Origin of the sequence: Halioxenophilus aromaticivorans (assembly GCF_042850945.1) — a bacterium.
Classification (GTDB): domain Bacteria; phylum Pseudomonadota; class Gammaproteobacteria; order Pseudomonadales; family Cellvibrionaceae; genus Halioxenophilus; species Halioxenophilus aromaticivorans.
Genome location: NZ_AP031496.1, coordinates 3976379 through 3988109, shown reverse-complemented (window position 1 = coordinate 3988109; position 11731 = coordinate 3976379). Strand labels below are relative to the sequence as shown.

The 11731-nt window shown below is 47.4% G+C and carries 10 protein-coding genes; 4 read left to right on the top strand and 6 right to left on the bottom strand.

What is annotated here, in order from left to right; genetic code table 11:
* Nucleotides 1-21 precede the first annotated feature (21 nt).
* From ACGHM3_RS17110 to ACGHM3_RS17095, 4 genes are all read right to left on the bottom strand, one after another.
* On the bottom strand, nt 22-933 hold the full coding sequence (locus tag ACGHM3_RS17110; protein ID WP_345425537.1) for a LysR family transcriptional regulator: 912 nt from the start codon (nt 931-933) through the stop codon (nt 22-24).
* Between the two features lie 179 nt (nt 934-1112).
* The gene (locus ACGHM3_RS17105) at nt 1113-2045 is read right to left on the bottom strand and encodes a VOC family protein (RefSeq protein WP_345425534.1); all 933 of its coding nucleotides are present in this window, start codon (nt 2043-2045) and stop codon (nt 1113-1115) included.
* A 52-nt stretch (nt 2046-2097) separates the two neighbouring features.
* Nucleotides 2098-2853 (bottom strand): SDR family oxidoreductase, encoded by a 756-nt coding sequence (locus ACGHM3_RS17100; RefSeq protein ID WP_345425531.1) that lies wholly within the window; start codon nt 2851-2853, stop codon nt 2098-2100.
* 25 nt (nt 2854-2878) lie between these two features.
* Entirely contained in the window at nt 2879-3115 is a 237-nt protein-coding gene (locus ACGHM3_RS17095) for a ferredoxin (protein ID WP_345425529.1), read from the bottom strand.
* A gap of 389 nt (nt 3116-3504) precedes the next feature.
* Here ACGHM3_RS17095 and ACGHM3_RS17090 point away from each other — a divergent pair, with 389 nt between their 5' ends.
* The 3 genes from ACGHM3_RS17090 to ACGHM3_RS17080 all read left to right on the top strand — a co-directional run bounded on the left by ACGHM3_RS17090 (nt 3505) and on the right by ACGHM3_RS17080 (nt 7674).
* Nucleotides 3505-5958, top strand: a complete 2454-nt coding sequence (locus tag ACGHM3_RS17090; protein WP_345425527.1) for a TonB-dependent receptor domain-containing protein — start codon at nt 3505-3507, stop codon at nt 5956-5958.
* Nucleotides 5959-6077: 119 nt separating this feature from the next.
* Entirely contained in the window at nt 6078-7430 is a 1353-nt protein-coding gene (locus ACGHM3_RS17085; RefSeq protein ID WP_345425525.1) for a phosphotransferase family protein, read from the top strand.
* Between the two features lie 112 nt (nt 7431-7542).
* Nucleotides 7543-7674 (top strand): helix-turn-helix domain-containing protein, encoded by a 132-nt coding sequence (locus tag ACGHM3_RS17080; protein WP_390517305.1) that lies wholly within the window; start codon nt 7543-7545, stop codon nt 7672-7674.
* A 380-nt stretch (nt 7675-8054) separates the two neighbouring features.
* On the opposite strand, the gene ACGHM3_RS17075 is transcribed toward ACGHM3_RS17080, so the two are convergent.
* A complete protein-coding gene (locus ACGHM3_RS17075; protein WP_345425522.1) occupies nt 8055-9728 on the bottom strand; it encodes an alpha-L-arabinofuranosidase C-terminal domain-containing protein in 1674 nt (557 codons plus the stop codon).
* A 286-nt stretch (nt 9729-10014) separates the two neighbouring features.
* A complete protein-coding gene (locus ACGHM3_RS17070) occupies nt 10015-10920 on the bottom strand; it encodes a LysR family transcriptional regulator (RefSeq protein ID WP_345425519.1) in 906 nt (301 codons plus the stop codon).
* A gap of 114 nt (nt 10921-11034) precedes the next feature.
* On the opposite strand from ACGHM3_RS17070, the gene ACGHM3_RS17065 reads away from it, so the two are divergent.
* The gene (locus tag ACGHM3_RS17065) at nt 11035-11727 is read left to right on the top strand and encodes a histidine phosphatase family protein (RefSeq protein ID WP_345425516.1); all 693 of its coding nucleotides are present in this window, start codon (nt 11035-11037) and stop codon (nt 11725-11727) included.
* Nucleotides 11728-11731: the final 4 nt, after the last annotated feature.

Sequence of the window (11731 nt, the reverse complement as noted above, 5' to 3'; positions counted from 1 at the left end):
TTTCAGCAAAAATTGACACGGCTAGTCTACGTTGCAGGTGTCTATTAAAAACGTTTTAAAAATATCCGCTGCTTGCGTGAGCTCGGCATCGTGCCGCCATATCAAGCCGATTTCCATATTGGCGATGGGCTCGATGATTTGTACTGCTTCGATTTTTTTACTTTCTAAAGACCAGGGTCGATAGACCATATCGGATAAAATGGTTACACCAAAGCCGTGAGCTATTAACCCTCGAAGCGCCTCCATAGAGCTGGTTCGAAAGCCTATATTTGGTTTTAGATTGTGCTGCTGCCAATAGCGTAACGTCGACCTTTCTCCTTCATCCACCGTGATTTGTATGTAGGAATACTGGCGGATTTTATCTAATGTTAACCGGCTTTCAGATAGCAGAGGATGATCCACCGATGTCCACAGCTTTCTTGGGGATTCAAGTAAGCGGGTGTATTTGAAGCGCTCCAAATTCTGACTGTTTGATAGCAGTACGATGCCTAAATCCAATTCGCCTGAGATGATGGCGTGTTCAATTTTTTCACGGGCCATATCGAGTAAATTGAATTTTATTGCAGGGTGACGGGCGCGAAACCTTCCCATAAGAGCGGGTAAAAAGTACCCTAACAGCGTGTATGACGCGCCCACATTTATCATTCCGTCTATTTGCTCAGATGGCAACGATGTGTCGCTGAGCGTGTCCTCCAGGGAATTTAAAATATCTCGGATTCGTGAATAGAATCTACTGCCCTCTGCCGTTAGCGACACGCCATGAGACTGACGAATAAAAAGCTGAGTCTTCAGCGTGGCTTCCAATTGCAATATTGCGCTGGTGATAGTGGACTGAGAGACATGAATATGAGCCGCAGCCATAGCCAAGCGCCCGTGTTCAGCTGCGGCGGCAAAATAGCGGAGTTGTTTTAACGAAATGTTTTGCAGAGCCATGGTGGGGACTTGCCTCTTCTATTCTGGGGCTGGCAAAAACGATCTGCGTTGATACTACTGCGTTGTGTACAGGTCCAAAACCGGTGTTTATAACTATGAATACCGGCTTTGATCCTGTTTTTGTTTGGCATTACCCGCTTGGGATACGTTTTGCAGCAGCCTGTTAAGAGGCAAAGGATCTATTGACCAAACTGTTCCGGGTAGACTTCTTCCGGTGCACCGACACTGGGGCCTATTATGGGGCCTACGATTTCATGCCCCCAAACGCTCATGATTTCCGGGTTGAGCTCAAAGGGATCGCCGTGCCAGGGCTCCAATTCGGTGATGGTCTCGAACGCAAAACCTGAGGGGTTAAAGTGGTAGAAAGACATGTGTGGGTCTTGAGTATGTTGGCCCAATGTCATCATAAGCGGGAGGTCTTTTTTACGAACTAAGTCGTAGGTTTCACCAACGTCCCGGACTTCTTCAACAAAGATACCCATATGCTGAACACCCATTCGGCCAGGAGCAACACCGTAGGCAATATCGTGGCTGGTCTTATCGTTTAACTTAGAACGCCAAAAGCCGGTTTTGCCTTTACCTGCGCCCCAACCATACCATTCAAATTCCATGACGTTGCGTAAAAAGTCAGTTAGTTCTGGCGACTCCTGCGGTATCATTAAAACAACGTGACCCGCGCCACGTTCGTCGCAAATAAAACCGCCATGTGCGCGGCCGGGGACGAAAGATCGAGGAGTCCATTTCTGTGCATAGAAAAGTTCGTGCTGGTACCCCACTGGATCTTTGAAGCGAATCAACTCTTTTACACCGCGCCGCTCACAGAGTTCTTGGTCACCAATGGTAATGTCTACGTTGTGCTGTTTAAACTTTTCTATTGCAGCGATAAAGTCCATACGATTTCTGACTTCCCAGCCAATGTAGGTCAACCGATCTATTTTGCCTGGATGAAGCGTAATTCGGTTACGCCTGTCGTCCATTTTAAAATACAAAGAATCTGGATCTTGCGAGGGAGAGGGGGCAATCTGGAATCCCATAACCTCAGGTCCATAGCTGCGCCATTGTTCTATTTTGGATGTTTCAAATCCAATGTAACCGATACTGATTATGTTCATTTTGTGTTCCAGTATTTTCAGTTAATGAAACGAGTTATTATTTGAAATAACGTTATATAGAGAGCATTCCACCGTCAACCAGGTGATCAGAGCCGGTTATGAAACTGGCTTTATCAGAGGCAAGGAAAAGCGCTAAGTTGATCACGTCGCTGGTTTCTCCAGGTCGGTTTAACAAGACGCCAGACAGAAGTTGTTTTTTAATGTCGGGGTTTTCTATAAAAGCGGCGGTACCCGGAGTTTTAATAAAGCCCGGGCTGATACTTACTGCACGTATGCCTTTGCTAGCGCCTTCGGCGGCAAGTTGTCGAGTCATGGCTACGATCCCACCTTTGGTGGCAGTATGGGCTACTTTTCCGGTGCTGGTACTGCCGCACCAAGCCGCAGTAGATCCCATATTCAATATGACACTGCCTTTTGTTAAATGTGGCCAAGCAAAATGAGTGGTAAAAAATACCAAATCTAATTCGTTCCTGACGGTAAAATACCAATCTTCTATTGAGAAATTTTCCATATGACCGAATTTTGCGGCCGACGCATTGTTAAACAATACATCGATTCGCCCTTCGGCCTGGACGACGTGATCAATCCACTCTTTAGACTGGGAGGGGTCACCGAGGTCGACACCCCCGTACCCTTTTAATTCAAACCCATGTTGAGATAAAAGGTCGCGGCTGGCTTGGTGTTGTGCCTGGCTAATATCACAACCGTAAACCGTAGCGCCTTCGCGGGTAAATTGGAGCGCAGCTTCGCAACCGATGCCACCACCAGTACCAGTGATCAACACAACCTTATCGCTAAACAAAGACATTTATTTCTCGCTAGAATGATTAACGTTATTCTTCTATCAGTGTTACTTGCAATACTTCTGCCGGGCACGATTCCGCGCCTTCTTGTGCTGCCTCAAAAAGGCTTTCGTCGATGGTGTCTGTGGCGAGGTAAACAATACCGTTTTCATCCAAACGATACACTTCTGGGCAAAGTGACGAGCATAGGCCGTAACCACAGCAATTTGGAATGTCAGCGGTGACTGTATATCGTTTTTTTTCGCTCTGCGATGCGATCGAAGACATGGCTAAAAATACCTCTAAGTGCGGAATGAGCCTGAAATATTATGATTTATTGGTAATAGATGATTTTATTTTACACACAAATCAAAAATGTGTCACTATAAGCGCTGTGTTCGGGTCGACGTTAAGGTGCATAATTTGGCATTGCTCGGTTGACGATGCGTCACTTAAATAAACTATTACAGTATTGATCGTGACTTAGTTTGCTCGTAATTAATTGTTGGAGCCTGAATACAGACATCACAGCCCAAACTTTAACATCACTATAGGTCTTTGGGTGGCTCAATCGGCGCATTCGTTTTACGTAGCGTCAATTAATATAAAAAAGATGTAACTCCTCTTTTTATTAAAAAAATAATTTATGAAGGAATAGGATAGGGTAGATAGAGAGTATGTATACACTGAAACGCCAGGGTGCATTCCGCACCAACTTACTTGCAAGTTCTATCATCGCTGTTAGTTTTCATTCCGTTAACTCATTTGCTCAGGAAGAAAACAGCGCGCTGATATTAGAAGAAGTTATTGTTACTGCTCGTCGTACCGATGAAAGTGTGCAGTCGGTGCCTGTTACCGTGACAGCGCTGGACGCGGATGCGTTACGAGAAGCAACAATTACCAGCACCACCGATTTGCAACAAGCCGTACCCGGCATCTTTCTTGGGGGAAGTGGTGGTCCACAAAACCCGCTTTACGTTATTCGAGGCCAATCCAAAGGATTAATCGGAACAACGTCACCGGCTGTTGTCAGTTATTTTGCTGAAGTACCGCAGCCAGCGTGGGGTAGTGCGGTGCCACAGGTTGATATGGCTAACATTCAAATCCTGAAAGGCCCCCAGGGTACATTGTTTGGTCGTAACACCACCGGTGGTGCGATCTTATATGCGCCGACAACCCCAAGCCACGAGCTAGAAGGTTATGTGGGTGTTACCGCTGGGCGTTACGATCAGAAACGCATTCAAGGTGCGGTAAGCGTGCCGTTGATAGAGGATAAGTTGGCCGCGCGCATAGCTGCGGACGTCAACAAGCGAGACGGTTATACCGATAATATCGGTGTGGGTGGGGATCTCGACAAAGTAGATACCGAAGCTTTACGTTTCTCGTTGCTAGCAGAGTTTGGCGCCTTTACCAATACACTGATCGTAGATCACTTCGAAAGTGATAATGATGGGTTTAACATTCATCCGGTGTCTGTTTTTCAGCCTTCCGGGCTTAATGCACTAGGTGTTGTTGACGACGTAATTGCACAAGTGGACGGTCTAGATGAGCGCACCAATACATCGGCATTTGCACAGCACGAGAGAAATAAGCGGCTTACAGTTGTTAACCGCACCGAGTTCGAATTTACCGAAAGCTTAAGTTTATTGAATATTTTTGGGTACCAGGAAACCGATCTTGACTACGCTCCCAATATTGACGGTTTGGGTACTTTCAACAGCCCGGTAATGGAAGCAGCATTATCTGCAGACCCCGCACTGGGCCCGCTCTATGTTCCCGGCAGTGCGCAGACGTCTATTGTAAAGGCTCGTCTGATTGATCAAACCAAGCAAATCAGCAATGAGATTCAGTTACGAGGTCATTCCTTTGATGACCGGCTTGACTGGATTGTTGGTTATTTTTATCTGAAGGCCGAGCCTGACGGCGCTGGACAAATTAACTCGACCACTGTTTTTCAGACGCAGTTCCAATTTAATCACCCTGTCGCAGGGCTACAGACGGCGTACACCAATGGTGGTGGCCAGCACTTTTTCCTGACGGACGAATCCGAAGCGATCTTCTTTCACGGTGAATATGACTTGACCGATAGCTTGTCGGTCGAAGTAGGCCTACGTTACACCGAGGATGAATTTGAGCTTTGTTTGGGGTCAGATGCGGTTCCAGCTTGGTTGGGTAGCGATCCTGTGTTGTTTGATGAGAGTACTTGTCGCAATGGGGATACGTCACAAATTTTGAACTCAGCGGTAGTTACCGAGAGTTCTGACGCGACTACCTGGTCGTTTGGTTTAAATTGGCAAGCCACGGACGACGTATTCACCTATGCCGTTTTACGGCATGGTTATCGTGCTGGTGGCGCTAATGGCCCAATTTTTGACGGTGATTTAGCCGATTATCAAACATTTGATCCCGAAGAAGTGGATGATTTTGAATTGGGAATAAAGGCCGATTGGAATCTGGGTGGTATACCCGTTCGAACCAACCTTTCTTACTTCCAAGGAGAGTATGAGAACGCCCAGGCGGATTTGGCCGGGGGCGTGACAACGCCAAGTGTTTGTACAGAGGGGGTCACCTTAACACCTGATGGTGATTGCGATGCCACCGATGATCCAACAGGGGGTGCCGTCGTATTAAATGTTGGTGATACCAGCGTAAGTGGTGTCGACCTCGAAGTCGTTGCACGTCTGACGAACGCTTTGTCTGTTAGCTTTAACGCGACTGTTCAAGATGCTGATATTGATAAAATCTATGATCAAGATAATGCATTTATTGCGAGCAGAATCGGTGGTGCGATTCCTTTCCTGTATTTCACCAACAACGTTTATCAAGCGAACATAAACTATTCTATTCCTGTAGAGGGGTTTGTCGAAGAGTTAGTGTTTAATGCCAATTACTACAGCACATCAGAAGCGGTTAAAGGCGACACAGAAATTCCTTCTTACTCGTTAACCAATATTCGTGCCGATTTACGTGGTGTGGCCGGTAGTTCCATAGACGTGGCGCTTTACGTTAATAATGTGTTTGATAAAGAGTACGGAATATCGTCCTCCATCTCTAGCCGTCCATTAGGTTTGGATTCCTTTGTGTATGGTCCACCTCGATTGTGGGGATTAGAGGCACGCTATAACTTCTAATATTTTACCGTGCATTCTTCATGCCTTTCTTTGGGCTGTTTGGAATTGTTTAACTTAGGATGATTAAAAGCCGCAAATGAAATACTTTGCGGCTTTTTTTTTAACAAAGAGGTGCTTTTATGCATACGCAAAATCTACCACTAGAAGAGCAAAAGATAGTAAAGTGCATAGAGACTTTGCTACACGGCACAGTGACTAACGTTGATCGCCAAGTACGCTGGCGGCGATCGTGGTTTGTAGACGTTGATACAGCCGAGGGTGAGATAAAATTATACGTACGTGGCGACCGAGAGAGCGATGTGGTTCCGTTCCCTGAGCTAAAACGGGAAGCTGATATCATTACAGCGTTGTACAATCAGGGTATTCCCGTGCCAAAAATCTATGGTATGTGCGAAGATCCTGTGGCGATCATAATGCAGGCGGTGCCAGGTACTCGAGACGTATCGCAAGCCACAACGGATGAGCAACGCAGCTCGATCGCACATCAATACATCGATGCCATGGCGGCTGTTCACAAGCTTCCGTTGGAGTCATTCGCCAGTATTGGGTTGGATATTCCACAGGGGGCAGAAGCCGTTGCCTTGGCCGGTCTCAACGCGTACATGCCATTATATTTAAAAAGTAAATCAGCGCCTGACCCGCTGATAGAATTTGCTATTCGCTGGTTAAAAAATAATATTCCAAAGCATCGGTATTCGCCGAGTTTTGTCGCTTTCGACGCCGGGCAGTTTTTATTCGAAAATGGTAAGGTTACTGCATTGTACGATTTTGAATTCGCCATGGTTGGAGACCCTATGGTGGATATTGCGACTATGGCGATGCGAGATTCATACGAACCCACTGGCGAGCGTATATCAACGTTAATCGCTTACTACGGTGAGATAACGGGTGAACGTGTAGACACCGATATTGTCCGATTCCATCAGATAGTATTCTCTACTGTGGCGTGTATGCAATTTGCTGGCGCTTTAAAGAATCCAAAACCGGGTGATCCTCATGATGTATATATCGAGTGGGACTTCGCTTTGAGACGAACTTTATTAAATGCATTGGCGAGAAAGCTTGGAATAGAATATCTTTCGCCTGCGGCCTTATCTTCACAAAAAAGTTCACGCACAGCGTTGGATACAATGCTTATTGATTTTCAATCTCAGCTATCCGACGAAACAGTGGATCAGCGTGCCGTGAAGCGCTGCTTAGGGCGATTACTTGCGTATTCGGCTAAATTAAATATCTATCAAGGAGAGTTGGATCAGTGTGCTATGGAAGAAGCCATACCATTTGTTGGTAAGACTAGAAATGCAGAAGAATTAGACGAAAAACTAGAGCAATTTGTGTTGCAGGCTTCCGCCAGCCATGATATTGCTCTTTTGCGTTACTTTTCCGATCAATTGTCTCGCCGAATTTTAGCTTTAGGGGATATAGAGTTGGGAATATCGGCTAACCATATTGCGAATGACATTCTTGACTAAGGTCTTCCGCGTAGAAGTATAAACCTAATCTAGCACATCCTTTTGAAACAGAGATAGGTATCCGTTTTGATGACGGTGTCCTATCTTGAGCCAAAACAAATAGGTGACTCTCATGATCAATACTAACAATCCCATCACCCAACACAAGGCGTGTTTGCTGAATTTAGTCGGAAAACTGGGTAATGTGGCTAAAGCCTTCAACGTGATCGGTGTCTCACGCGACACGTTATATCGATATCGATGAAGGTGGTTTTGATAGCCGCTTAAAAAAGACGGCGAGCGTCAAATGTAGAGAGTCGGGTGATGAAGCTATTGAACGATCGGTCATTAATTGCGCATTAGAGCAACCACACAACCACCAATGAATTGCTTAAGACCGGCGTTTTGGTCCATCTGGATTAGCACGATCTGGAAAACTTCCAAACGTGCCTGCCTCTTCATATCGCCACTAAGTGATAGTGAGCTGATTTCCGTCTTGGGTTGAAACCCCTGCTTCAGAACCCGTTGCTTCTGAAGCCCGGGCCGCTACATTCGATGTTTGCAGAGTTTACGTAAATTCGGTTGGCTTCTTCTTAGGGTAAAACACGTCAGTCTGCTCTGGTGGAATTCATTTTTTAATAGCAGCTATTTAATCGCTTTGGTGCTTAGTTGTATCACGCTCACTGATGCGGGCGGCAGGGTAATTTTCAAGGGTTGACTGCCCTTAGCGGCGAAGCTAACCTGGCGTGCGTTCACTCGATTGGGGTGTTTAAATGAGTTGGCATCGTTTACCTGTGCAGACGTTAACACATCCCCTGCGGCTTTTTTTATCGCAACGGTCCCCAAGACGGGCTCTACGGTCAGCGTGTGCTCTGAGTCTATGTTAATGAGTGCAAGCCACACGCTGCCGTCGTTGGCACGGGCGGCCATGGCATCTATCGTGGGTATGGTTTTATCTCCCACGTTGATGGTGCCAGGCTTATGGTCGACGGGTAATAACTGCGCATCTTGAAAAGGGACATACATCTTAAAAAGATGGTAAGTTGGCGTAACAATCATGGCTTCGCCCTGGGTCAGCACCATAGCCTGAATAACATTTACCATTTGCGCAATATTCGCCATCTTTACCCTGGCTGCGTTGCGGGCAAAGATATTCAGTGTAACACCTGCTGTTATGGCATCTCTAAGAGTATTGTTTTGCTTTAAAAATGCCGGGTTAGTTGCTAAATCTGGCTTTAACCAATTACCCCATTCGTCCACCACCAGGCCAACCGACCGCTCCGGGTCATATTTGTCCATTATGGCGCTGTGTGCTTTAAGAATTGTATCCATCTCCTGCGCCATCGCCACAAACCGGAGGTATTCCGAGTGTTCGAACTCGCTGGCAGAGTCCGACATTGGCCCTCGGCTCATGGTGTAGTGGTGTAACGACAGAGCATCAAAAATTGGCAGATATCCCGGCGCCTGAGCCCACAGTTGCATCATTTTCTCCGTGAACTCTGTGTCTAAATCATTGGCGCCGGCGGCGACTTTGATCATCGCGTGAGGGTTACTGGCACCGCGGTCGAATAACAAATCTATACCGGAAAACTGTTGCTCAGGGTTGAGGTTTAACGCGAAGGTGCTATAGCGTTTTAAACGGCTGAAGTACTCTCCGGCAGTCATGGCTCCGCCGCAACCCCAAGCCTCGTTGCCAAAGCCAATGTATTTAACCTTGTAGGGTTCCGGGTGGCCGTTCTCTGCTCTTTCCTTCGCCAAGCTTGTTGGGGCAGCCGCGGTGAGGTATTCCAGCCAATCGGTCGCATCTTTTACCGTAGCAGAACCCAGGTTTACGTTAATATAAACTTTGCTATCAATTTGACGAATAAACTCCATAAACTCATGGGAGCCGAATTGATTGGTTTCAATGATGTTGCCCCAAGCGTTGAGGCGAGACACCCGGTCTTCTCTTGGGCCAATACCTTCGCGCCAATGGTATTGATCTGCAAAGCACCCACCAGGCCAGCGAATTACCGGTATTTTTAGAGCTTTTAAGGCGTTAACGACGTCGGTTCTAATACCGTTGACGTTTTCTATGGCGGAGTCCTTGCCAACCCAAATACCGCCATAAATTCCTTCGCCGATGTGCTCAGAAAATTGGCCAAAAAGGTCTCTGTGTATGGTGAGTTCTTCCGAAGGTTCGCCAATGATTAATGTGTTTGCCGCTGAAGTGACTGACGAGAGAGATAAGCAGAAAATTAAAAATGAAAAGATTAGCGACAAGGAAAATAGTTTACCGAGTGTCAGTGATGACTTACTAGCAAAGCTTGATAATGCCATAAAACAACGCTTTATATTTTTATTGGTTTTTTGGTGGAACTGTTCTTGCAGCGTTAACAGAAACGTCAACTTCGAACTCAGTCACAAGGCTAATACTGCACGTTACTTTTTTAATCCATGGGGGCGTGCCACAAAGCGCTTGGAGTCTCTGGGCTTTTCACCTAGGTCGCGCGCTGTGCTAGCTCTGCGCCGCAGTTGAGAAACTATCTCAAGGGCCTTGTAGAGTAAAATAGTTATATTGGGTAGCAACATAGGTCTGGGCTATGTATGCCGGTTAAGACCTTTTTCAGTGTTGCTGCAAAAGAGTAGAGCAGGCATTGGCGATGGTTTTTCTTAGCCATTGCGAGGCCGGGTCTTCTTCGGCGCTCAGGTGCCAATACAAATTCCAGCTCAGTGGTGGTACTTCGAAGGGTAGGGGTTTGTGAATTAAAGTGGTGCCCTTAAGTAAAATTAGGGGAGTGGTCCACAGAGCATCACTGTTGGCGGTGATATCGGCGGCTGGCTGGTGTTGCTGCATACGAGCGCTGATGCTGCGTTTAAGGCCCAGCGCATTGAGCGCGATATCAACCTGGCCACGGCCCTTGGCCCGGCTGGATACGTGTACGTGCTTACTTTTTATAAATGCTTCCACATCGAGTTTTCGCTTTGCCAGTGAGTGGCCTTTGCGCATGGCCACCACGTAGTGCGATTCACCCAAGGGCTGCTGGCGAAGCTCTTTGGCGTTAACGGCAGGGGAGTCCAGCAATACATCCAAATCCCCGGATTTCAACGCTTCTACCGCATTGGCGCGGTCACGGTAATAGCTGTGTAAATCGATACTTGGAGCCTTGTGGTGGAGTTCTTGTGCAATGACGGGTAAAACCATGGGAGCCAGGGAGTCGTGGATGCCCACCCGTAGGGTTTTGCTGGCGTTGGCGGGGTCGAACTTGGCGTTGTTGGTTAGGCTGCGGCCCAGCAGCGCTAACGCCTTGCGTACATCTTGAATAATACCTTCGGCCACCGGCGTGGGCAGCATGCCGCTGGGCGAGCGCACAAATAATTGGTCGTCAAACTGCTGCCGCAACCGGGCCAAGGCGTTGCTTACCGCCGGCTGGGTTAGGTGGAGCCGTTCCGCCGCGCGGGTAACGCTGCGGTCTTGGTAGAGCGCGTCAAAAACCACAAATAGGTTTAAATCCAACTTATCCAAGCGCATAGTAGAATCTGCCTAGTCATTCACACTGTGAATGGATAAGTATAACTAAAATAAATTGGAGTGATTAGTGGTTGGTGCTTAATATGGGGTAAAACAATAACCATTAGGCAAACTATGGCAGAGGTAGTGTTAATCCGGCACGGCCAGGCATCCTTTGGTGCGGCCAACTACGATCAGCTCAGTGATCTGGGCCAGCAGCAGGCCGTATGGCTAGGCGAACAGTTCTCGCAAATGGGCTACCAGCCCGATCGTATCGTTATGGGCAGCATGGTGCGACATCGGCAAACCGCCCAGGGTGTGGTGCAAGGTTTGGGGCAGCCAGCCATTAACCTAGAGGTTCAAGCTGGCCTAAACGAGTACAACTTTCGGGGCTTGTTAGACCCTCTGCAAAAGCAATTTCCGCATCAATGGCAGGATACCGGCGAAGCTAAAAAAGATTACTACTTTAATATGCGCCAGGCGCTGGCCTATTGGATGACCGGGGAGATTGCCTCCGATGGCGAGGATTCCTGGGCAAGTTTTTGCCAGCGTATTGTTGCCGCCTTCGATTTTGCCTGCAGCGCTCAAGCCGAAACCGGCCAAGGCTTTAAAAAAATCTTGGTGGTTACCTCCGGTGGTCCCATTGCCGTGGTGCTAGCCCATGTGTTGCAGCTAAGCCATGCCAATACCCGCCAAACCACCCTGCACATTAAAAATACCAGCTGTACCAAGTTTCTGTTCAATCACCAAGGTTTTACCTTGGACAGTTATAACGATATCAGCCATCTGCAACGGGCCGATCGCGCCCACGCAATTACTTTTTCGTAAGAGG

Bases quoted from the DNA above. Each gene is read 5' to 3' on its own strand.
- ACGHM3_RS17110 (WP_345425537.1), bottom strand. From the start codon at position 933: ATGGCTCTGCAAAACATTTCGTTAAAACAACTCCGCTATTTTGCCGCC.
- ACGHM3_RS17105 (WP_345425534.1), bottom strand. From the start codon at position 2,045: ATGAACATAATCAGTATCGGTTACATTGGATTTGAAACATCCAAAATA.
- ACGHM3_RS17100 (WP_345425531.1), bottom strand. From the start codon at position 2,853: ATGTCTTTGTTTAGCGATAAGGTTGTGTTGATCACTGGTACTGGTGGT.
- ACGHM3_RS17095 (WP_345425529.1), bottom strand. From the start codon at position 3,115: ATGTCTTCGATCGCATCGCAGAGCGAAAAAAAACGATATACAGTCACC.
- ACGHM3_RS17090 (WP_345425527.1), top strand. From the start codon at position 3,505: ATGTATACACTGAAACGCCAGGGTGCATTCCGCACCAACTTACTTGCA.
- ACGHM3_RS17085 (WP_345425525.1), top strand. From the start codon at position 6,078: ATGCATACGCAAAATCTACCACTAGAAGAGCAAAAGATAGTAAAGTGC.
- ACGHM3_RS17080 (WP_390517305.1), top strand. From the start codon at position 7,543: ATGATCAATACTAACAATCCCATCACCCAACACAAGGCGTGTTTGCTG.
- ACGHM3_RS17075 (WP_345425522.1), bottom strand. From the start codon at position 9,728: ATGGCATTATCAAGCTTTGCTAGTAAGTCATCACTGACACTCGGTAAA.
- ACGHM3_RS17070 (WP_345425519.1), bottom strand. From the start codon at position 10,920: ATGCGCTTGGATAAGTTGGATTTAAACCTATTTGTGGTTTTTGACGCG.
- ACGHM3_RS17065 (WP_345425516.1), top strand. From the start codon at position 11,035: ATGGCAGAGGTAGTGTTAATCCGGCACGGCCAGGCATCCTTTGGTGCG.